This window comes from Micromonospora sp. DT46, from assembly GCF_049841735.1.
Taxonomy (GTDB): domain Bacteria; phylum Actinomycetota; class Actinomycetes; order Mycobacteriales; family Micromonosporaceae; genus Micromonospora; species Micromonospora reichwaldensis.
The window spans coordinates 93,266-113,668 of record NZ_JBNCKW010000011.1 but is presented as its reverse complement, the minus strand read 5'-3'; the positions used below and the strand labels follow the sequence as shown (position 1 = coordinate 113,668).

At 74.0% G+C, this 20,403-nt stretch carries 19 protein-coding genes and 3 tRNA genes; 16 read left to right on the top strand and 6 right to left on the bottom strand.

Going from position 1 to position 20,403, the window contains the following annotated elements:
- Positions 1-30: 30 nt before the first annotated feature.
- Together ACLQ20_RS27585 and ACLQ20_RS27580 are read right to left on the bottom strand one after the other, a co-directional pair.
- Complete coding sequence (locus ACLQ20_RS27585) at positions 31-561, bottom strand: carboxymuconolactone decarboxylase family protein (RefSeq protein WP_132232570.1); 531 nt, start codon at positions 559-561, stop codon at positions 31-33.
- A gap of 2 nt (positions 562-563) precedes the next feature.
- Positions 564-1,124: a peroxiredoxin gene (locus ACLQ20_RS27580; protein ID WP_151455713.1), complete on the bottom strand. Its 561-nt coding sequence runs from the start codon at positions 1,122-1,124 to the stop codon at positions 564-566.
- Positions 1,125-1,462: 338 nt separating this feature from the next.
- Here ACLQ20_RS27580 and cimA point away from each other — a divergent pair, with 338 nt between their 5' ends.
- The gene (gene cimA / locus ACLQ20_RS27575) at positions 1,463-3,043 is read left to right on the top strand and encodes a citramalate synthase (protein ID WP_425858036.1); all 1,581 of its coding nucleotides are present in this window, start codon (positions 1,463-1,465) and stop codon (positions 3,041-3,043) included.
- A gap of 36 nt (positions 3,044-3,079) precedes the next feature.
- On the opposite strand, the gene ACLQ20_RS27570 is transcribed toward cimA, so the two are convergent.
- The gene (locus ACLQ20_RS27570; protein WP_425858075.1) at positions 3,080-4,069 is read right to left on the bottom strand and encodes an endonuclease/exonuclease/phosphatase family protein; all 990 of its coding nucleotides are present in this window, start codon (positions 4,067-4,069) and stop codon (positions 3,080-3,082) included.
- 402 nt (positions 4,070-4,471) lie between these two features.
- On the opposite strand from ACLQ20_RS27570, the gene ACLQ20_RS27565 reads away from it, so the two are divergent.
- The 7 genes from ACLQ20_RS27565 (at position 4,472) to arfB (ending at position 10,140) form a co-directional block, all read left to right on the top strand.
- Positions 4,472-4,999, top strand: a complete 528-nt coding sequence (locus ACLQ20_RS27565) for a hypothetical protein (protein ID WP_151455711.1) — start codon at positions 4,472-4,474, stop codon at positions 4,997-4,999.
- Positions 5,000-5,362: 363 nt separating this feature from the next.
- Entirely contained in the window at positions 5,363-6,412 is a 1,050-nt protein-coding gene (locus ACLQ20_RS27560; RefSeq protein WP_358117280.1) for an AAA family ATPase, read from the top strand.
- A complete protein-coding gene (locus ACLQ20_RS27555; protein WP_425858035.1) occupies positions 6,409-7,428 on the top strand; it encodes a DUF58 domain-containing protein in 1,020 nt (339 codons plus the stop codon). Before ACLQ20_RS27560 ends, ACLQ20_RS27555 begins: the two co-directional genes overlap by 4 nt.
- Entirely contained in the window at positions 7,425-8,384 is a 960-nt protein-coding gene (locus ACLQ20_RS27550) for a VWA domain-containing protein (RefSeq protein ID WP_151457531.1), read from the top strand. Before ACLQ20_RS27555 ends, ACLQ20_RS27550 begins: the two co-directional genes overlap by 4 nt.
- A gap of 44 nt (positions 8,385-8,428) precedes the next feature.
- Positions 8,429-9,292 carry a S1C family serine protease gene (locus ACLQ20_RS27545; protein WP_151457530.1) on the top strand — a complete coding sequence of 288 codons (864 nt, stop codon included), beginning with the start codon at positions 8,429-8,431 and terminating at the stop codon, positions 9,290-9,292.
- Between the two features lie 110 nt (positions 9,293-9,402).
- On the top strand, positions 9,403-9,705 hold the full coding sequence (locus ACLQ20_RS27540) for a hypothetical protein (RefSeq protein ID WP_151457529.1): 303 nt from the start codon (positions 9,403-9,405) through the stop codon (positions 9,703-9,705).
- Positions 9,706-9,714: 9 nt separating this feature from the next.
- Complete coding sequence (gene arfB, locus ACLQ20_RS27535; protein WP_132232586.1) at positions 9,715-10,140, top strand: alternative ribosome rescue aminoacyl-tRNA hydrolase ArfB; 426 nt, start codon at positions 9,715-9,717, stop codon at positions 10,138-10,140.
- 99 nt (positions 10,141-10,239) lie between these two features.
- Here the strand turns inward: arfB and ACLQ20_RS27530 are convergent, their stop codons facing one another.
- Positions 10,240-11,136 carry a 3-methyladenine DNA glycosylase gene (locus ACLQ20_RS27530; protein ID WP_358117275.1) on the bottom strand — a complete coding sequence of 299 codons (897 nt, stop codon included), beginning with the start codon at positions 11,134-11,136 and terminating at the stop codon, positions 10,240-10,242.
- Positions 11,137-11,170: 34 nt separating this feature from the next.
- On the bottom strand, positions 11,171-12,460 hold the full coding sequence (locus ACLQ20_RS27525; protein ID WP_151457600.1) for a hypothetical protein: 1,290 nt from the start codon (positions 12,458-12,460) through the stop codon (positions 11,171-11,173).
- 173 nt (positions 12,461-12,633) lie between these two features.
- Between ACLQ20_RS27525 and ACLQ20_RS27520 the strand changes: the two genes are divergently transcribed.
- From ACLQ20_RS27520 to ACLQ20_RS27505, 4 genes are all read left to right on the top strand, one after another.
- Positions 12,634-13,437: a fumarylacetoacetate hydrolase family protein gene (locus ACLQ20_RS27520; RefSeq protein ID WP_151457599.1), complete on the top strand. Its 804-nt coding sequence runs from the start codon at positions 12,634-12,636 to the stop codon at positions 13,435-13,437.
- Positions 13,438-13,544: 107 nt separating this feature from the next.
- Positions 13,545-13,616, top strand: a tRNA-Gln gene (locus tag ACLQ20_RS27515).
- 135 nt (positions 13,617-13,751) lie between these two features.
- A tRNA-Glu gene (locus ACLQ20_RS27510) sits at positions 13,752-13,824 on the top strand.
- Between the two features lie 394 nt (positions 13,825-14,218).
- Positions 14,219-14,291 (top strand) — tRNA-Glu (locus tag ACLQ20_RS27505).
- A gap of 236 nt (positions 14,292-14,527) precedes the next feature.
- On the opposite strand, the gene ACLQ20_RS27500 is transcribed toward ACLQ20_RS27505, so the two are convergent.
- The gene (locus tag ACLQ20_RS27500; protein ID WP_013284529.1) at positions 14,528-15,214 is read right to left on the bottom strand and encodes an IclR family transcriptional regulator; all 687 of its coding nucleotides are present in this window, start codon (positions 15,212-15,214) and stop codon (positions 14,528-14,530) included.
- 49 nt (positions 15,215-15,263) lie between these two features.
- Between ACLQ20_RS27500 and leuC the strand changes: the two genes are divergently transcribed.
- The 4 genes from leuC to ACLQ20_RS27480 all read left to right on the top strand — a co-directional run bounded on the left by leuC (position 15,264) and on the right by ACLQ20_RS27480 (position 20,353).
- Positions 15,264-16,712, top strand: a complete 1,449-nt coding sequence (leuC, locus tag ACLQ20_RS27495; RefSeq protein WP_151457653.1) for a 3-isopropylmalate dehydratase large subunit — start codon at positions 15,264-15,266, stop codon at positions 16,710-16,712.
- A 12-nt stretch (positions 16,713-16,724) separates the two neighbouring features.
- Entirely contained in the window at positions 16,725-17,312 is a 588-nt protein-coding gene (gene leuD, locus ACLQ20_RS27490; RefSeq protein ID WP_151457654.1) for a 3-isopropylmalate dehydratase small subunit, read from the top strand.
- Between the two features lie 172 nt (positions 17,313-17,484).
- On the top strand, positions 17,485-18,216 hold the full coding sequence (locus ACLQ20_RS27485; protein WP_425858034.1) for an HU family DNA-binding protein: 732 nt from the start codon (positions 17,485-17,487) through the stop codon (positions 18,214-18,216).
- A 130-nt stretch (positions 18,217-18,346) separates the two neighbouring features.
- Complete coding sequence (locus ACLQ20_RS27480; protein WP_425858033.1) at positions 18,347-20,353, top strand: endonuclease/exonuclease/phosphatase family protein; 2,007 nt, start codon at positions 18,347-18,349, stop codon at positions 20,351-20,353.
- The last annotated feature ends 50 nt before the right edge of the window (positions 20,354-20,403 follow it).

The window sequence follows — 20,403 nt, the reverse complement described above, 5'->3', positions numbered from 1 at the left end:
TCGCGGCGCCGGCCCTGCGTGTCGTACCTGTCAGGCGAGCGCGGCCTGGGCGTCCAGGGTCACCGCGGCGGCGTGCACGACGGCGGCGATGCGCAGTCCCTCGTGCACCTGCTCGCGGCTGAAGCCCGCGTTGCGCAGGGTCTTCTCGTGCGACTCCAGGCACACCCCGCAGCCGGTGATCGCCGAGACCGCCAGGCACCAGAGCTCGAAGTCGGCCTTGTCGACGCCCGGCTTGGCGATGATCTGCATCCGCAGCCGCGCCGGGATCGACTGGTACTGCTCGTCGCCGATCAGGTGCTTGGCCCGGTAGTAGACGTTGTTCATCGCCATGATCGCGGCGGCGCCCTTGGCGGCCTCGACCGCCTCCGGCCCGAGGTGGGTGGCTGCCTCGGCCGCGATCTCGCGCAGCACCACCGGGTTGCGCGCCGCGACGGCACAGGCCAGGGCGGTGCCCCACGCCTGCTCCGGCTTCAGCGTGCTGGTGGCGATGGTGGAGCCGAGGTTGAGCTTGATGTCCTTGGCGTACTCGGGCAGAGCCGCCTTGACCGCGTCCAGACCCATGGTCAGGCCCCGGCGCCGGCGAGGAGCTTGGTGGCGTCCAGGGTGTCGCCGCCCTTGTTCCAGTTGCACGGGCAGAGCTCGTCGGTCTGGAGGGCGTCGAGCACCCGCAGCACCTCGGAGACGTTGCGGCCGACCGAGCCGGCGGTCACCATGACGAACTGGATCTCGTTGTCCGGGTCGACGATGAAGGTCGCCCGCTGGGCCACGCCGTCCTCGCCGAGCACGCCGCAGGCGGCGGTCAGCTCACGCTTGACGTCGCTCAGCATCGGGAACGGCAGCTCGCGCAGGTCCGGGTGGTCCTTGCGCCACGCGTAGTGGACGAACTCGTTGTCCACCGACACGCCGAGGACCTGAGCGTCCCGGTCGGCGAACTCCTCGTTCAGCCGGCCGAACTCCGCGATCTCGGTCGGGCAGACGAAGGTGAAGTCCTTCGGCCAGAAGAAGACGACGCGCCACTTCCCCTGGTGCGACTTGTGGTCGATCGACTCGAACGCCTTGTCGGCGTCCAGCGACACGCAGGCGGTGAGTTCGTACTCGGGGAAGCGGTCACCGACAGTGAGCACAGGTCCTCCTTGACAGCGGCACGAGGCCGGTAACTGGATCGGTTCCAGATACTTCCGCAGCTCCGTTTCCGCCGGTCGGCGGCCGGGTGACTTGTGAAGTCGATCACCGACGGCGGGTCGTGCCGGCGAGCCGGTCACCCGTGCGGTACCGGGACCCTCCGTCACCGTCCCGCCATGTGGATTACGCCTCCCAAAACCAGGCCCCGGATGGCAGAGTGGCGATCGTGACCAGCACCGACCTGATTATTCGCACCTAGCGCGCCGGCCTCCCCTCCGCCGAGCGCGCAGACCTCCCGCATCCGCGGGGGGTCTTTTTGTTGCTCCGAAAGGACTCCCTGATGACGTTCCAGGTGTACGACACCACGCTGCGCGACGGCGCCCAGCGCGAGGGGCTCAGTTACTCGGTGGTCGACAAGCTCGCGGTGGCCCGCCTGCTCGACGAGTTCGGGGTCGGCTTCATCGAGGGAGGCTGGCCGGGCGCCGTGCCGAAGGACACCGAGTTCTTCCGCCGGGCACGCGCCGAACTCGACCTGAAGCACGCGCTGCTGGTCGCGTTCGGGGCCACCCGCCGGGCCGGGGTGGCCGTCGGCGAGGATCCGCAGGTCCGCGGCCTGCTCGACGCGCAGACGCCGGCGATCGCCCTGGTCGCCAAGGCGGACCTGCGGCACGTCGAGCGGGCGCTGCGCACCACCGCGGCCGAGAACCTGGCGATGGTCCGCGACACGGTGGCGCACCTGGTGGCCGAGGGGCGCCGGGTCTTCGTCGACGGGGAGCACTTCTTCGACGGCTACCGGTCCGACCCGGCGTACACGGCCGCCGTCGTGGAGACCGCCCTCGCCGCAGGCGCCGAGCGGGTGGTGCTCTGCGACACCAACGGCGGGATGCTGCCCTCCCAGGTGACCGCCGCCATCGCCGACCTGACCGCGCGGCTCGGGGTCGGCCCGGAACTGCTCGGCATCCACTGCCAGAACGACACGGCCTGCGCGGTGGCCAACACCGTCGCCGCCGTGGAGGCGGGGGTACGCCACTTCCAGGGCACCGCCAACGGCTACGGCGAGCGCCCCGGCAACGCCGACATCTTCGCCGTGGTCGCCAACCTCCAGCTCAAGCTCGGGCTGCCCGTCCTACCGGAGGGCTGCCTGGGGCAGATGGTGCGGGTCTCCCACGCCGTCGCCGAGATCGCCAACATCGCCCCCGACACCCACCAGGCGTACGTCGGGGCCGCGGCCTTCGCCCACAAGGCGGGGCTGCACGCGAGCGCGATCAAGGTGGATCCGCTGCTCTACAACCACGTGGACCCACAGGTGGTGGGCAACGACATGCGGATCCTCATCACCGAGATGGCCGGCCGGGCCAGCGTCGAGCTCAAGAGCCGTGAACTCGGCCTGGACCTGGCCGGCCATCCGGAGGCGCTGTCGCGGGTCACCCGGCGGGTCAAGGAGCTGGAGGCCGACGGCTGGTCGTTCGAGGCCGCCGACGCGTCGTTCGAGCTGCTGGTCCGCTCGGAGCTGGACACCGCCCCCGCCAGGCCGTTCGCGCTGGAGTCGTACCGGGTGCTGGTCGAGCACCGGGAGGACGGCGCGGTGGTCTCGGAGGCGACCGTCAAGATCCGCGTACGCGGGGAGCGGGTGATCGCCACCGCCGAGGGCAACGGCCCGGTCAACGCCCTGGACGAGGCGCTGCGGGTCGGGCTGGCCCGGCACTACCCGGAGCTGCGCGACTTCGAGCTGGCCGACTACAAGGTGCGGATCCTGGAGGGGACCCACGGCACCGGCGCGGTGACCCGGGTGCTGCTGGAGACGGTCGACGGCAGCAACCGCGACTGGACCACGGTCGGCGTGCACCCCAACGTGGTCGAGGCGTCCTGGCACGCCCTCGTCGACGCGCTCACCTACGGCCTCGACCGCGCCCGGGTCTGAGCCGCCCCGGCCCCCGCGCACCGGCAGCCGGGAGCCTCACCCGGCCGGGAGGCGCAGCTCGGCGAGGACGGCGCGGTGGTCGCTGCCCCGCACGGGGTGCACGGTGACCGCGCGCACCGCGATCCGCCGGTCGACCAGCACGTGGTCGATGGTCACCGGCGGGATCGGGTCCCCGTCGTACGGGCCCCAGGTGCCGACCAGGCCCGCGCCGGCCTGATCGGCGGCGTCGACGTAGCCGGTGTCCAGCAGGGCGCGCAGCGGGGCGTGGTCGAGGGTGGCGTTGAAGTCGCCGGCGAGGATCCGCAGCGGCCCGTCCGGGGTGGCGGGCGGCTGCGCCGCCAGGTCGGCGCGCCAGTGGCCGACCTGGTCCACCGCGTACGGGGCCGACGGGTGCGCCGACTCGACCCGGACCGCCGGCGCCCCGGGGACCGCCAGCGTGCCGTAGGCCTGGTCGAAGCCCCAGCCGCCGCGGTTGTGCCGGACGCCGCCGTCGCTGATCGGGAACCGCGCGTAGAGGCCGGAGCCGACGGTGCCGGTCTGCGGGTGGAGCTGTCGGTGGGGGAGCAGCCCGGGCAGGCCGAGCCGGTCCAGCTCCGCCTCGGCGTCCGGGGTGAACTCCTGCACGGCGAGCACGTCGACCCGGTGCCGCCGGACCAGGTCGACCAGCGCCCGCACGTCGCCGGCCCCGGCGAGCAGGTTGGCGGTCAGCAGCCGCACCGTCGGCCCGCCGGCCGGGGGCTGGCCGGACGGCAGTGCCCGGGGCGCCACCACGGCCACCAGGGTCGCCGTGACCAGCGCCGCGACCACCGCGGGCCACCGGCGCCGCAGGGCGAGCGCGAGCACCAGCGGCAGGAGGCTCCCGGCGGCGGCGTACGGGGTGAAGGCGAGCAGTTGCACCAGCGGCCCCCGGTCGAGACCGCCCAGTCGTACCGCCGCCCAGGCGACCCCGGGCGCGACGGCGGCCCAGCAGAGCGCGGTGCGCAGCGGCGCCGTCCGGCGGCCCGTCGCCGGCCGCGCGGTCTCGATGATCACGGCCGGAGGATAGCGCCCGAGCGCCCGGCCGGCGGTCCCGAACGCGCCCACGCGGCGGCCCCGAAGCATCTCGCGTGACACTTTCGTGAATGGTCCAGCGTTCGCTTCTCACAATTATGCGATCACGATTCGAGTAATTGACGAGGCGTGATCGACTATTGACCCACGGCATTTCGTGGTGCTACCTTCCAGTGGGTTGAGACGTCGAAACTCTGAGTAGTAATACCTGCTCAGAGCCGGTGAAAATCGTTGAAGCGACAACATCTAGGTGCGGCCTGACGGTGTGGGCTCCAGGCGGTTGTCGCTATTTTCCCGGCCCGAAAAAATGGAAGTCAACCGTCCCGCTTTCAAGTGGGGTCGGTCGAATCCGCACGGTCAACAAAAGGGAGACCTGTCATGACCACACTCTTCCGACGCAAGGCGGTGGCGGTGGCGTTCGCCGCGCTGGCGCTCACCCTGGCCGGAGGCGGGATCGCCGTCGCCCAGCCGGCGGCGCAGGCGCCCGCCGAGGTCGCCCAGCCGGCCGCCCGTCAGCCCGGTTCCGGCAGCCAGCCGGCGGTGACCCCCGCCGAGGCGCGCAAGGCCAGGGCTGCGCTGGCGCAGGGCCCCTCCGCGCTGGCGAGCGCGCCGGGCACTGTCGCCTCCGCCGTCGTCGCCAGCAACGGCACCCTGCTCCGCGGGTCGCCCGAGGTGGTCTCCGCCACCCGGTACGGCCCCGGCGAGTACCACGTGGTGTTCAACTACAACGTCTCGCTGAAGACGTTCGTGGCCACCATCGGCACCACCGACCCGTACAACGTGCCCCCGGGCGGCGAGATCTCCGTCGCGCCGCGGCTCCAGACGCCGAACGCGGTCTTCGTCCAGACCCGCAGCTCGTCGGGGAACGGGGCCGACCGGCCGTTCCACCTCGTCATCGCCAACTGAGCGCCCGCAGACGGCGCCGGCCCCCTCACCTGGATGCGGGGGCCGGCGCCGCCGTCCCCGCCGCCCCGCCGTCCCGTCCCGCCCCGCCCCGCCGCCCCGCCCCGCCCGCCCCGTCGCAGGGTCGATCATGCAGGTGTGGTGGGGGTTGTGCCCCGAATCGCGCCTTGTGCGGGGCGCCGCAACTGCATGATCGACGCGGCGCTCGGGGGCGTGGGCCGACGCGGGGCTCAGGGGGTGTGGGCGACGCGGGCTCGGGGTGTGGGGGGCCGGGTCGGGAGGGTTGTCCCGGTTCGGGCCGCTAAGGGCCGTCCCCGCGCCGATAATCCGACGTTTGTCCGACCGCCGGCACGGGAAGCAAGCACCGTGACGGACATCTCGGACACCCTGGCCAGCGTGCCCAGCCCGGCCGATCCCGATGCGACCCCGGCCGACCTGGAACAGACGCTCTTCGAGGTCAAACGCGTGATCGTCGGGCAGGATCGGCTCGTCGAGCGCCTGCTCACCGCCCTCATCGCAGACGGGCACTGCCTCCTGGAGGGCGTGCCCGGGGTGGCCAAGACGCTCGCCGCGCAGACCCTGGCCACCGTGGTCGGCGGCACCTTCTCCCGGATCCAGTTCACCCCGGACCTGGTCCCCTCCGACATCGTCGGCACCAGGATCTACCGCGTGTCGCGCGAGGACTTCGACATCGAGCTGGGCCCGATCATGGCGAACCTGGTGCTCGCCGACGAGATCAACCGGGCCCCGGCCAAGGTGCAGTCCGCCCTGCTGGAGGCGATGGCCGAGCGGCAGGTCTCCATCGGCGGGCACAGCTATCCCGTGCCCGAGCCGTTCCTGGTGCTGGCCACCCAGAACCCCATCGAGTCGGAGGGGGTCTACCAACTGCCGGAGGCGCAGCGCGACCGGTTCATGATGAAGGTCGTCGTCGACTACCCGAGCGACGCCGACGAACTCGCCATCCTCTACCGGATGAGCGCCGACCGGCCCGTCGCCCGGCGGGTGCTCGACCCGCAGCGACTGCGGGACCTCCAGGCCCGCGCCACCCACGTCTTCGTGCACCACGCGATCGCCGAGTACGTGGTCCGGCTGATCTTCGCCACCCGGGACCCCGGCCGGTTCGGCCTGCCCGAGATCGCCCCGCTGCTCGCGTACGGGGCCAGCCCCCGGGCCACCCTCGGCCTGGTCCGCGCCGCGCGGGCCCAGGCGCTCCTGCGCGGTCGCGGGTACGTGCTGCCCGAGGACGTCCGCGAACTCGCCGTCGACGTGCTCGCCCACCGGCTGGTGCTCTCCTTCGACGCGGTCGCCGACGGGGTGGCCGCCGAAGCGGTGGTCCGGCGGCTGGTGGAGGTCGTGCCGCCGCCGCGCGTCGCCACCGCCAAGCCGGAACACGCGGCCGACCTGGCGGCGGCATGAGGTGGCGCGGGGCCACCGCGCCGGCCCCCGGGCCGGCCGACCCGGGACTGGCCGACCTCACCGGGGACCGGCGGCTGCGCCGGCTGGAGCTGACCGTCACGCGCCGGCTCGACGGGCTGCTGCACGGCCGGTACCGCGGCCTGCTGCCCGGGCCCGGCAGCGAGACCGCCGGCAGCCGGGAGTACCGGCCCGGTGAGGACGAGGTGCGCCGGATGGACTGGGCGGTGACCGCCCGCACCACGGTCCCGCACGTGCGCGAGGTCGACGCCGACCGGGAACTGACCACCTGGCTGCTGGTCGACGCGAGCCCCAGCATGGAGTACGGCACCGCCGAGCTGGACAAGCGGGAGCTGGCCGTGGCGGCCGTCGCGGCGGTCGGCTTCCTCACCGGCGGCGTGGGCAACCGCCTCGGCGCGCAGGTGCTCGGCCCGGACGGGCTGCGCCGGTTCCCGCCCCGCAGCGGACGTACCCATCTGCTCGGGCTGCTCCGGGCCCTGCTGACCGCCCCGCGCGTCGGCGGCCACGACCGCGACGAGCCGGCGCCGGCGGGCCCCGACATGGCCGACGGGCTGGCCGCCGTGCACCGGGTGGCGCTGCGCCGCGGCCTCGTCGTGGTGGTCTCGGACTTCCTCGACGGACTGCCCGACGACCCGCGGCAGGCGCCGTCCTGGGAGGTGCCCCTGCGCCGCCTCGCCGCGCGGCACCAGGTGCTCGCCGTGCAGGTCACCGACCCCCGGGAGCTGGAGTTGCCCGACGTCGGCCTGGTCACCCTCGTCGACCCGGAGACCGGGCGGCGGCGCGAGGTCTGGACCGGCGACCGCGCGCTGCGCGAGCGCTACGCCGCCGCCGCGACCGCCCAGCGCGAGCAGGTACGCCAGGCGCTGCGCCGCAGCGGGGCCACGCACCTGCCGCTGCGCACCGACCGGGACTGGGGCGCCGACATCGTGCGGCACGTGCACGCCCAGCGGCGCCTCGCGGCCGCCCCGGCGCGGGCGGCCCGGGGAGGTGCGGCGTGATCTGGCAGTCGCCCGCCCGGCTCTGGCTCCTGCTCGGGGTGCTCGCCCTGGCCGGCGGCTACCTGCTCATGCAGCGCCGACGCAGCCGGTACGCCGTCCGCTTCACCAACCTGCGGCTGCTCGACCGGGTCGCGCCGCACCGTCCGGCCTGGCGGCGGCACGTGCCGGCCGGGCTCTTCGTGGCCATGCTGGCGCTGCTGGTGGTCGGCTTCGCCCGGCCCACGGCGGAGGTCCGGGTGCCCCGCGAACGGGCCACGGTGATGGTCGCCGTGGACGTCTCCACCTCGATGCTCGCCGGCGACGTGGAACCGGACCGGCTCAGCGCCGCCAAGGAGTCCGCCCGGCGCTTCGTCGACGGCCTGCCGGACGAGTTCAACGTCGGGCTGGTCGCCTTCGCCGGCAGCGCGGCGGTGCTGGTGCCGCCGAGCACCGACCGGGAGGCGCTGCACGAGGGCGTCGAGCGGCTGGTCGAGGGGGCCACCGGGGTGCAGGGCACCGCCATCGGAGAGGCCATCAGCACCTCGCTCGGCGCGGTGAAGGGCTTCGACAGCCAGGCGGCGAAGGACCCGCCGCCGGCCCGGATCATCCTGCTCTCCGACGGGGCGAACACGTCCGGCATCGACCCGATGGAGGCGGCGTCCGAGGCGATCGACATGAAGGTGCCGGTGCACACCATCTCCTTCGGCACCCCGGGCGGCACGGTGGACCGGGGTGGCCGGCCGATCCAGGTGCCCGTCGACGGGCAGACCCTGCGCGCGGTCGCCGAGGAGACGGGTGGCGTGTTCCACGAGGCCAGCACCAGCGACGAGCTGCGCGCCGTCTACGAGGACATCGGGACCTCGGTCGGCTACCGCATCGAACGGCAGGACGTCTCGGCCCGGTTCATCGGGCTCGGGCTGGTGTTCGCCATGGGCGCGGCGGCCGGCTCGATGCGCTGGTTCGCCCGGCTGCCCTGACCCCGTACGGCCACCGTCGAGAAGGACACGTGAGGAGCGTACGCATGGCAGTGCAGACCGGGCTGGGCGAACCGCGCGGCCCCTGGTTCATCTCGCCGGAGCTGGATCCGGACGGGCGGGCCCGGTGGGGCGGGCCCGGACCGGACGGTGGCTCGGCGGGCCGCGGCCCGCGCGGGCGGGTGCTGGCCGCGCTGGCGGTGGTGGCCCTGTCGACCGCCTCCGGGGCGGTGGCCGGCGGCATCGTGGCGGGCCGCGACGAGGCCCCGGGCCCGGCGGCGGCCTCGGCGGCCCCGGTCCCGGCGGAACTGGTGACCGCGGCCGGGAAGACCGTGCCGGGGGTGGTCTCGGTGCTGGTGGGCGGGGCCGGCGGCGCCTCGGCCTCCGGCTCCGGCTTCGCCGTCGACGACCAGCAGCACATCATCACCAACGACCACATCCTGGCCAAGGGGCGCGGCGGCTCGGTGACGGTGGAACTGCCCGACGGGCGGCGGTTCGCCGCCGAGGTCGTCGGGCGGGAGCCGCGCAGCGACCTCGCCGTGCTGCGGGTGCCGCCGTCGGCCGGCCTGGCGGCGTTGCCGCTGGCCAAGCCGGGATCCACCCGGGTGGGGGAGCCGGTGCTGGCGGTCGGCTCGCCGCTCGGGCTGTCCGGCACCGTCACCGCCGGCATCGTCAGCGCCCTGGACCGGCAGGTACGCCTCGGCGACAACCGGCACACCGCCGTGCAGACCGACGCCTCGATCAACCCGGGCAACTCGGGCGGCCCACTCGTCAATGCGCGCGGCGAGGTGGTCGGGGTGAACACGGCCATCGCCACGATCGACGGCAACGGCTCGATCGGCATCGGCTTCGCCATTCCCATCGAACAGGTGCAGCAGACCGCCGACACGATCATCGGGAAGGGTGGCTGAGCTGCGGGCCCGCCGTCGGGGGCGGCCCGGGAATGTGAAAACTGTCGGATACCCGGCGCGAAATGATCGGCCAATGGAAATATCACGCTGAGTATGGATAACTGGCTCGGGTGGAGCGTCCTGGAATCGTGGTCCTCCTGCTGGTGGGCCTGTTGATCGGTACCGGTGTGGGGTCGGCGTACGCCCGGGCACGACGCGGGTGGGCCGACTACCAGACCGTCAAGAAGACCGTGCCCGGCGCCCGGAGCGCCGCGTGGCTGCTGATCAAGGCGGCCACCACGAAGATCGGGGTGATCGCCCTGCTGCTGGTGGGGGCGGTCGCGTACGCCGCCGCCGACTCCGACGGGAGTCCCGACCCACCCGCGCAGACCCCGGGTCCGTCCGCTACCCCGAGCGTCCGGCAGGGGCGCTAGCCTCGGGGGGTGGACGACGGACTGCGGGTGAACGACCGGTGGACCGTTCCCGCCGCCGAGTTGCGGGAACGGTTCTCCCGGTCGTCCGGGCCCGGCGGCCAGGGTGTCAACACCACCGACTCGCGCGTCGAGCTGAGCTACGACCTGGCCGCCTCGCCCGGCGTGCCCGAGCCGCTGCGGGCGCGGGCGCTGGAGCGGCTCGCCGGCCGGCTGGTCGACGGCGTGCTCACCGTGGCCGCCAGCGAGCACCGGGCGCAGCTGGCCAACCGGGAGGCCGCCCGCGAACGGCTGGCCGCGCTGCTGCGCGAGGCCGCCGCCCCGCCGCCCCCGCCCCGCCGGCCCACCCGCCCGTCGCGGGGCGCGAAGGAGCGCCGGCTGGCCGACAAGAAGCGCCGGTCACAGCGCAAGCGCGACCGCCGCGTCGACGGCGACTGACCCGAGACTCCCCACGGGGCCCGGTGTTCCTCGCCGTCATCGACGGGGTCCCCGGCGGCCAGCTCCACGGCTCAGCGGGCAGACCGCTGGCTCAGGGGGTCACGCCCCCACCCGTGTCGATGGCGCCGCCTGTTCGAGCAGCGCCGCGCAGACACCGATGAGCCGGGCGCGTAGCTGGCCGGCACGCTGTGCGAACTCGCGTTGACGCGCCGCGTACTCGGCCTTGCCCTCCGGCGTCTCGATGGCCACCGCGGGCTGCCCGTAGGAGGAGAAGTCGTACGGGGACGCCTGCATGTCGAGTAGCCGGATGTCCCTCGCCAGCTCGAAGCAGTCGAGCGCCAGGTCCCCCGGAACCGCGGGCCCCAACTTGGTCGCCCACTTGTGGCAGTCCATCGATGCGTGCAGGCAGCCCGGCTGGTCGAGTTCCACCTGGCTCTCCCTCGTGGGTCGGAGCCGGTTGAGGCCGACCGCGTCCGGGGTGAAGAAACGGTACGCGTCGAAGTGCGTGCAGCGGATCTGGTGCGAGTCGACGACCGCGTCGGTGCCCTCCTGCCCGAGTCGCAGGGGGAGCGGGTGCCGATGCTCACGCTGGCGGTACACCATCGCCCACTCGTGCAGGCCGAAGCAGCCGGTGAAGGCCGGTCGCGACGCGATCGCGGACAACAGGCGGTGGATGAAGCGCACCGACTCGGCCCGGTCGACGAGGAACGCCGCGACGTCGAAGCTCACCGCCCCGTCCGCCGCCGTCGCGTACCAACGCCACTGCCGGTGCGGGGCGGAGCCGTCCGGGCCCGGCGCCAGGGAGACGCCCACGCCCGGGTGCCACCGGCGGAGCACCGAGGGCCGGGTGCCGTAGTAGTCGTACAGGAAGTCGTCGATCGCGTGGCGTTCCCCCGTGGCCCTGCGGGCGCGGTGGCCTGCGGTCAGGGCGTCCGCACGCCTCTCGTGCGCCTCCAGGAGGGCAACCCAGGTCGGCGGGGCGAGGGCGGCGGTCACGAAGCCAAGGGTACGACCGCCGCCCGGCGCCCGGTCAGGGCACGTCCACCCGGACCCCGGCGGAGAACACCCCGCTGCGCAGCTCAAGCTGCTCCGGCGGCGCCTTCCCGGCGACGGTGAAGACCAGCGGCAGCACCGTCCGGCTGCCGGCCGCCATCGGCTGGGCGAAGACGTCCCGGCCCTGGTTGGCGGCCCGGGTCGCCTGCTCGTCGGTGCTGACGAAGTTGCCGTCGGGCAGGTACGCCCGTTGCAGCCGGCCGTGCCAGCTCTGCTGCTCCGGGGTGAGGTTGCGTACCCCGACCGTCGCCTCGCACTGCCGGGCCGTGGCGCCGGGCTCGCACGCGACGCGGTACACGGTGAACTCGAACGCCGACTCGCGCAGCGGCTCGCCGACGGCGCCGTTGACCCCCTGGCCCAGCCACGCGCCGCTGGTCGGCTGGCTGTCGGTGTCGACGGCCGCGACCTGCCGGGTGGCCGTCCAGGCGGCGGTGCCCACCGTGCCGGCGAGCACGACGGCGGCCACCGGGACGATCAGCCAGACGGACGGCTTGCGGCGGAGCTGTTCCGGTCGTGGCGCGGCCGGGCGTGGGTAGACCGTCCCCGGATGCTGGCCGGAGAGGGCCGCGGCGACCGGTCGGCGGCGCCGGCGCCAGGTCCACACCCCGCCCACCGCGAGCACCGTCACCGTGCCGAGCCCGGCCAGCAGCACCGGCGTCCGGCGCCACGGCGGCGTCTCGGAACGCTGGGGCGCGGCGGCCGGCACGCCCGCTGTCCAGGTCGCGGTCGCGCAGTCGTACGGCCGGCTGCCGTCGCGGGCGTAGGCGCAGGCCGGCGCGGTCAGCGGCCGGGCGGGGGCGGCGGCGGTGAGCGCCGTGCCCAGGGTGGTGGTGCTGCGGGCGGGCAGCTTCAGCTGCCAGGTCACCTCGGTGGCCGACTGCCCGGTGCCCCGGGCGGCCCGGGTGGCCCGGCCCCCGGCGGTGATGGCGGTCGCCGAGGCCCCGGGCGGCAGTTCCTGCCGGACGGTGGTGTCCACCGGCGTGCCACCGCTGTTGCGGACCTGGATCCGGTAGCGCGGCGCCGGCGTGCTCTCCGGCACCACCGCGACCGTGACCGGCGGCTTCGCCACCGGCGGGGCGGCCCGGGTCGGGGTGGGCACCGCCGGCGGCGCCGACGGCATCGCCGGCTCCGGGGTCGGCGCGACCACCGGTGGTGGCGCGGCCGCCGCGGGTGGGGCCGCCGCCGGCAGTGCCGGCACGGCGGAGAGAATGCCGAGGCAGTGTACGAACACTGCGAGGGCCCTGTGGTGTCGTGTCGATGCAGGCATACGAACGAACCTCCGGAGCCGACGCTAGGGGCGCGACGACACCGGGCGGGTACGAAGTCGCGAACTCCGCCCCCGCGAGCGGACGGTGTCGTAGGGTGCGCCCTCCCGGCGTCCCGGGCGCGCCTGACTGCGGCCTCGGCCGGGTCGCGGGTCGCCGGGGCTAGATTGGCCTGGTGCGTATCGCTCGTTTTGCTCATGCCAAGGGAATGTCGTTCGGGGTCGTCGAGGGCGAAGCGGAGGCGGGCCCGCAGGGCCTGACCATCGCCGAGATCGAGGGCCACCCGTTCGGCCAGATCACCTTCAGCGGTGCCCGCTGGGCGCTGTCGGACGTCCGCCTGCTCTCGCCGATCCTGCCCAGCAAGGTCGTCTGCGTCGGCCGCAACTACGCCGAGCACGCCGCCGAGCACGGCAGCGAGGTGCCGAAGGAGCCGCTGCTCTTCCTCAAACCGTCCACCTCCGTGATCGGGCCCCGGGACGCGATCCGGCTGCCGATCTTCTCGAAGCAGGTCGAGCACGAGGCCGAACTGGCCGTGGTGATCGGCGCGCCGGGCGCCCGCCGGGCCGACCGGGCCGCCGCGGAGCGGGCCATCTTCGGCTACACCTGCGCCAACGACGTCACCGCCCGGGACCTCCAGCGCTCCGACGGGCAGTGGACCCGCGCCAAGGGCTTCGACTCGTTCTGCCCGATCGGGCCGTGGATCACCACCGGGCTCGACGTCCGCGACCTGGAGATCCGCTGTGAGGTGGGTCGCAATCCCGAGGAGATGGAGGTCCGCCAGCTCGGCCGGACCCGCGACATGGTCTTCGACGTGCCGGCCCTGGTGTCGTACGTCTCGCACGTGATGACGCTGCTCCCCGGCGACGTGGTGCTCACGGGCACGCCGGCCGGGGTTAGCCCGCTGCTGGACGGGGATACGGTCACCGTGCGGATCGAGGGGATCGGAGACCTCACCAACCCGGTGGTGCCCGTCGCCTGATCCGCGTCGAGGCCCCGTTTCCGCAGTTCAGGGGCGGTTTGGGGGACTCGATTTGGCCTGCTGGCACCGGGAGGGTAAAGTTTGATCCCGGCACCGCAAGGGGCCAATGGGGTATGGGGTAATTGGCAGCCCGACTGATTCTGGTTCAGTTAGTCTAGGTTCGAGTCCTGGTACCCCAGCGCAGCCGAGGTTCGCAAGAGCTTCGGGCGCTGGATCTCGTAGGAGACGACTCCGGTTCCCGTTCAGGGGATCGGGGTTCTCTCTGATAGAGTCCAGCGGCACCGCTCGGCAGAGTGGTGCCGCAAGTCAGTTCTGGCCCCGTCGTCTAGCGGCCCAGGACGCCGCCCTCTCAAGGCGGTAGCGCCGGTTCGAATCCGGTCGGGGCTACATCTCAGAACGGCCCGTTCCACTCCGGTGGGGCGGGTCGTTTCGCATGTCCCACGCCGGCGCTGTTCGTTGCCGCGTGGTCGCCTGCCGCCGCGACACGGGTGGCAAACGCCGGCGGCTGCGACCCGCCGTGTGCGGCTCGGGCTCGCCCCTGCGGGCCGACCCGTCTCCGCCCCGCCGTGGTGCGGCTCGGGTCCGCCCCTGCTGGCGACCGGTTTCCGTCCCGGCCGGTCGTGGCCTCGGCCGAAGCGTGGTCTCCGGTCGTCCGATCCTGGTCGTCCGGGTGGTGGAGTGCCGGGACGACCGTCCGGTCGCCCCGATTTCCGTCCCGGTGGGGGCCGCCGCTAGACTACAGCGGCACCGCTCGCAAGGGCGGTGGAAGCAGTGAAGTCTTGGCCCCGTCGTCTAGCGGCCCAGGACGCCGCCCTCTCAAGGCGGTAGCGCCGGTTCGAATCCGGTCGGGGCTACATCTCAGAACGGCCCGTTCCACTCCGGTGGAACGGGCCGTTCGGCATTCCACCCTCCCGCCCGGGCTGTCCCCGCGCGCGGTACCCCCGCCCCTGGCCACGCCGCTGCCGGTCGTGTCGACCAAGAAGTTTTCGCCCGGTCCGGGGTCGAACCCGGGCGGAAACTTCTTGATCGACACGGGGCCGATGGGCGGCGGTGGGGGTGAGCCGGCGGGTGGGTGGGGTGGGTGGGGGCGTCAGAGGCCGGAGAGGCGTTGGCCGGCTCGGACCACGGCCATCGCGTGGCGTTCGCCGGGGCGGCGTCCCAGGCGCTCGATGGGCCCGGAGATGCTGATCGCGGCGATGACCCGACCGGTGCGGTCGCGGATCGGCGCCGAGACACTCGCCACACCGGCCTCGCGTTCGGCGACGCTCTGCGCCCAGCCCCGGCGGCGTACCTCGGCCAGGGTGCGGCCGGTGAACTTCGACCGGGGCAGCAGCGGCATCACGGCCTCGGGCGGCTCCCAGGCGAGCAGGATCTGCGCCGCGGAGCCCGCCGTCATCGGCAGCACCGAGCCGACCGGCACGGTGTCCCGCAGGCCGCTGGCCCGCTCGGCGGCGGCCACGCAGATGCGCTCGTCGGCGCGGCGCAGGTAGAGCTGGGCGCTTTCGCCCGTCGCGTCCCGCAGCGCCGCCAGCAGCGGCTCCGCCGCCGTCAGGAGCACGTCCGGGGCGGCATTGGCGAGCTCACCCAGGCGCGGGCCGGGACGCCATCGACCCTGGGTGTCCCGGACGAGCATCCGGTGGATCTCCAGCGCCTGCGCCAGCCGGTGCGCGGTGGCCCGGGGCAGCTTGGTGCGTTCAACGAGTTCGGCCAGGCTGGCGCCGTCGACGCAGGCGGCCAGGATGACCACCGCCTTGTCGAGAACGCCGACACCGCTCATACTGTGTCCCACAAGCCGAAACTTACCTCCCAGAATTTAGGATGTCCAGATGGTGGGAGTCACTACTACCGAGCCGAGGACCCTGGCCGAGAAGGTCTGGGACGCGCACGTCGTACGGTCCGCCGAGGGCGAGCCCGATCTGCTCTTCATCGACCTGCACCTGCTGCACGAGGTGACGAGCCCGCAGGCCTTCGACGGGCTGCGCCTCGCCGGGCGCCGGGTGCGCCGCGCCGACCTCACGCTCGCGACGGAGGACCACAACACCCCGACGGGGTACGCCGACCCGTCGTTCCGCCTGCGGCGCGGCGACCTGCTCACCATCGCCGACCCGACCTCGCGTACGCAGATCGAGACGCTGCGCCGCAACTGCGCCGAGTTCGGGGTGCGGCTGCACCCGCTGGGCGACGAGAACCAGGGCATCGTGCACGTCATCGGCCCGCAGCTTGGCGTCACCCAGCCCGGCATGACCATCGTCTGCGGGGACTCGCACACCGCCACCCACGGCGCGTTCGGCGCGCTCGCGTTCGGCATCGGCACGAGTGAGGTCGAACACGTGCTGGCCACCCAGACGCTGCCGCAGAGCCGGCCGAAGACGATGGCGGTGAACGTGACGGGGCAGCTCGGTCCCGGGGTCACCGCCAAGGACCTGGTGCTCGCGCTGATCGCCCAGGTGGGTACGGGCGGCGGCCGCGGGCACATCGTCGAGTACCGCGGCGAGGCGATCCGGTCGCTGTCCATGGAGGGGCGGATGACCATCGCCAACATGTCCATCGAGTGGGGCGCCAAGGCCGGCATGATCGCGCCGGACGAGACCACCTTCGCGTACCTGAAGGGGCGGCCGAACGCCCCGAAGGGCGCCGACTGGGACGCGGCGCTGGCCTGGTGGCGGACCCTGCCCACCGACGAGGGCGCCACCTTCGACGCCGAGGTGACCCTGGACGCCGGCGCGGTCACCCCGTTCGTGACCTGGGGCACCAACCCGGGCCAGGGCGCGCCGCTGGGTGCCGTGGTGCCGACCCCGGAGGAGTTCGTCACCGAGGCCGAGCGGACCGCCGCCCGGCGCGCGCTGGAGTACATGGACCTGCGCCCCGGCACCCCGCTGCGCGACCTCGCGGTCGACGTGGTCTTCGTCGGGTCCTGCACCAACGGCCGGCTGGAGGACCTCCGGGCCGCCGCCGACGTGCTGCGCGGGCAGCGGGTCGCCGACGGGGTGCGGATGCTGGTCGTGCCCGGCTCCGCCGCCGTGCGCGAGGCGGCCGAGTCGGAGGGGCTGGACAAGGTCTTCACCGACGCCGGCGCCGAGTGGCGCTTCGCCGGCTGCTCCATGTGCCTGGGGATGAACCCGGACACGCTCTCGCCGGGCCAGCGCTCCGCCTCCACCTCCAACCGCAACTTCGAGGGCCGCCAGGGCCGGGGCGGACGCACCCACCTGGTCTCCCCGCCGGTCGCCGCTGCCACCGCCGTGGCCGGCCGGCTGGCCGCTCCCGCCGACCTGTAGAAGGGCACCCAGATGGAGAGGTTCACCACCCACACGGGCACCGCCGTGCCGCTGCGGCGATCCAACGTGGACACCGATCAGATCATCCCCGCCGTGTACCTCAAGCGGGTGACCCGGACCGGTTTCGCGGACGGCTTGTTCAGCGCCTGGCGGGAGGACCCGGAATTCGTGCTCAACGATGAGACCTATTCGGGTGCGTCGATTCTTGTGGCCGGTCCGGAGTTCGGCACCGGCTCCTCCCGGGAGCACGCCGTCTGGGCGCTGCGCGACTGGGGGTTCCGTGCCGTGATCGCGCCCCGCTTCGGCGACATCTTCCGGGGCAACGCCCTCAAGGAGGGGCTGCTCCCGGTCGAGCTGGAATTGAAGGCGGTCGAGGAGATCTGGGACCTGGTGGAGGCCGACCCGACCACCCCCGTCACCGTGGACCTGACCGCCCGCGAGGTGCGTGTCGGTGAGGCCACCTGGTCGTTCCCGATGGACGACTTCAGCCGTTGGCGGCTGCTGGAGGGCTTGGACGACATTGGACTCACCCTCCGCCACGAGGCGGAGATCAGCGCCTTCGAGGCCGCCCGGCCGCCGTTCCTGCCCTCGGTCGCATAGCCGTACGCCCGATCCCACAGCGGTTTCCGCCCCCGCCGGTCTCACCGGTGGGGGCGAATCCGTTACGACACAAGGGCTTTTTTCGACCGAATGTTTGTGTCCCGGCAGCACAGGGCATACCGTGCGCGCAGAATGGCTCGCGTCGAGTCAGTTGCACAATCGGGAGGAAGTCGTGAACAAGGCCGAGCTCATCGAGGCGCTCGCCGTTCGCCTGGGGGACCGGAAGACGGCGACGGCCGCGCTCGACGCGGTCCTCGCTGAGGTCCAGGCGGCGGTCACCAAGGGCGAGAAGGTGGCGATCACCGGATTCGGAGCGTTCGAAAAGCGCGTCCGGGGCGCCCGAACAGCGCGCAACCCACGGACCGGCGAGGCGGTGAAGGTCAAGAAGACATCCGTCCCGACCTTCCGTCCCGGCGCCGGCTTCAAGGAGATGGTGGCCAGCGGCAAGGTGCCGAAGGCCACGGCGGCGGCGAAGAAGACCACGGCTGCCGCCGCCAAGACCACGTCCGCCGCCAAGACCACCGCGGCGGCCAAGACGACGGGTGCCAAGGCCACCGGGGCGAAGGCCACGGGTGCCAAGGCCACGGGTGCCAAGGCCACCGGAGCCAAGGCCACCGGGGCCAAGGCAGCGGGCGCGAAGGCGACCGGGACCAAGGCGACCGGGACCAAGGCGACCGGGACCAAGGCGACCGCGGCGGCCAAGAAGGCCCCCGCGGCGAAGGCGACCAAGACCACCGCGGCGAAGAAGACCGCGACCACCAAGGCCGCCCCGGCGAAGAAGACCACCGCGGCGACCAAGGCCACGGCGGCGAAGAAGACCACCGCGACGGCGAGCAAGAGCGCGGCGGCGAAGAAGGCGCCGGCAAAGAAGGCGGCGGCGAAGAAGACCGCCACCAAGCGCTGACCCTGGCGGTACGACAAGGGCGTCCACCGACGGTGGGCGCCCTTCGCCGTGTCCACCCCCACCCGTTGACCCCGACCGTGCCCCGCCCGCAGAATCGCCGCACCCCTTCCGGTCGGCGAAAGGCAGCCCGGTGCGCTACCGCCACCTCACCACCGTCACCCTCGCCCTGGGCGTCGTGCTCCTGGTCGACGTGCTGCGCGTCTTCCTGCCGGCGGTCATCACCATCTTCGGGCAGGCCGCCTCGACCCCCGCCGAACTGCTGGGGGCGTTCGCGTTCGGCTGGTTCCTGCTCGCCCTGGCCGCGCCCGCGCTGATCCGTCGGGTCGGCGCCCGCCCCGTGACACTCGTCGCCGCGGTGCTGCTGGTCGTGGCCCGGCTCGCCGTCAACGGCCAGCCGGGCGGGCGGCTCCAGCTCTGGCTCGCCACGGCCGGGCTGCTCGCCGGGCTGGTCTGGCTCGCTGGTGCCGCCGCCGGCACTGATCGCCCCGTGCCCGGGTTGGCGCTCGGGCTGGCGGTCGGGGCCGTCCTGCACACGGTGCTGGACACGTACCGCTCGGCGTTCTTCGGGGACTGGCCGGCATGGTTGGCGGCCGTCGGGGTCGCGGGGCTCTTCCTGGCGGGGCAGGCGCGGCCCGCGCCGCCGGCCGGGACGGGCGGCGTACGGAGCTGGCTGCTGGCCGGGCCGGCGCTGCTGCTCGCCGGCATGGTGGCGCTCTCCCCGGCGGTCGCCCGGACGGCGATGTCTTACCAGTTCGGTCTGCTGCGGTCGGATCCCGCCGACGAGGTGGGGGTGGCCACCGTGCCGCTGTTCGGCCCCGCCCCGCTCGCCGTGGCGGTCGGCGGGTTCCTGCTCGCCGCGCTGGCCCCGCCCCGCCGGGGCGCCTGGCGGTGGCTCGGGCCGGTGGCCCTGGTCGGCGGGGCCGTCCTCGTCGCCCTCGGACGCGGGGAGTTGCTGCTGCCGGCCGTCCTGCTCACCGCCGTCGGTCTCGGCGCGTGCCTGGCGTCGGCCGGTGCGGCGGACGGGCGGGGCGACGACGGCGCGGACCAAGCCCGCACCCCGGTCCCCGACGGCGCTGGGCAGGACCCGGCGCGGGCGGCCGGTGGCGCGGCGGACCCGGCGCGGGGGGGCGGTGACGGGCAGGACCCGGCGCGGGCGGCCGGGCGGCGCGGGTACGCCGCCGTCGCCGGGATGCTCGTCTTCGCCGTCGCGGCGGTGGCCTACTACTCCGCCTACGACCTCGGCCACCCCAACGCCGGAGTGCCGGTGGCGGTGGCGGTGCTGGTCGCCGCCGTCGCGCTGGCGAGGCGTCCCACCCCGGGGCCGGCCCGGTCGCCGCTGCCGCCGGTGTGGACGGCCGCCACCGCCGCCGTGGTGACGCTGCTGGCCGCGGTCGCCAGCGACGAGTTGCTCTCCGCCACCAACCGGGACGGGCCGCCGGAGACGGTGCGGGTGGCGGCGTACAACGTGCGGATGGGGTTCGGGATGGACGGCCGCTTCGACCCGGACGCGCTGGCGCGTGCCGTCGCCGGGGCCGACGTCGTGGCACTCAGCGAGGTGGACCGGGGCTGGCTGCTCAACGGCGGCCACGACACGCTCGACCTGCTGGCGGAGCGGCTGGACATGCCGTACGTCTTCGCGCCGGCCGCCGATCCGCTCTGGGGCGACGCCGTGCTGAGCCGGTGGCCGCTGGACGCGGCGCGGACCCGGCCGCTGCCGGCGGTCGGCGCGCCCACCGGTGCGCAGGCCCTCGGCGTCACCGTGAACTTCAGCGGGGGCGTCCGCCTGGCGGTCGTCGCCACCCACCTGCAACCGCCGCCCGGCGAGGACCCGGTGGTCCAGGCCCGCGCGGTCGCCGACTTCGCCGTGCGGTACGCGGCCGGCCGTCCCCTGGTGGTCGCCGGAGACCTGAACACCGAGCCGGGCGACCCGGCGTTCACCGAGTTCACCCGGGCCGGTCTGGTCGACGCGCTCGCCGCCGCCCGCCCCCTGCCGACCAGCCCGGCGGACACCCCGCGCCAGCAGATCGACCACGTCTTCGTCACGCCCGACCTGGCCGCCGGCGACGCGGCGGCCCCGCCAGGGACGGCCAGCGACCACCTGCCGGTCGCGGTGACGCTGACCCTGCCACCGGCCTGACCCGCCGCCGAACGGGGCGGCCGGACCGCCGCCCGCCGTCCGCCGCCCGA

Coding starts and splice junctions, on each gene's coding strand:
- ACLQ20_RS27500 (WP_013284529.1), bottom strand. CDS start 15,214: ATGAGCGGTGTCGGCGTTCTCGACAAGGCGGTGGTCATCCTGGCCGCC.
- ACLQ20_RS27585 (WP_132232570.1), bottom strand. CDS start 561: ATGGGTCTGGACGCGGTCAAGGCGGCTCTGCCCGAGTACGCCAAGGAC.
- ACLQ20_RS27525 (WP_151457600.1), bottom strand. CDS start 12,460: ATGCCTGCATCGACACGACACCACAGGGCCCTCGCAGTGTTCGTACAC.
- ACLQ20_RS27565 (WP_151455711.1), top strand. CDS start 4,472: ATGACCACACTCTTCCGACGCAAGGCGGTGGCGGTGGCGTTCGCCGCG.
- leuC (WP_151457653.1), top strand. CDS start 15,264: ATGGTGGGAGTCACTACTACCGAGCCGAGGACCCTGGCCGAGAAGGTC.
- leuD (WP_151457654.1), top strand. CDS start 16,725: ATGGAGAGGTTCACCACCCACACGGGCACCGCCGTGCCGCTGCGGCGA.
- ACLQ20_RS27545 (WP_151457530.1), top strand. CDS start 8,429: ATGGCAGTGCAGACCGGGCTGGGCGAACCGCGCGGCCCCTGGTTCATC.
- cimA (WP_425858036.1), top strand. CDS start 1,463: ATGACGTTCCAGGTGTACGACACCACGCTGCGCGACGGCGCCCAGCGC.
- ACLQ20_RS27555 (WP_425858035.1), top strand. CDS start 6,409: ATGAGGTGGCGCGGGGCCACCGCGCCGGCCCCCGGGCCGGCCGACCCG.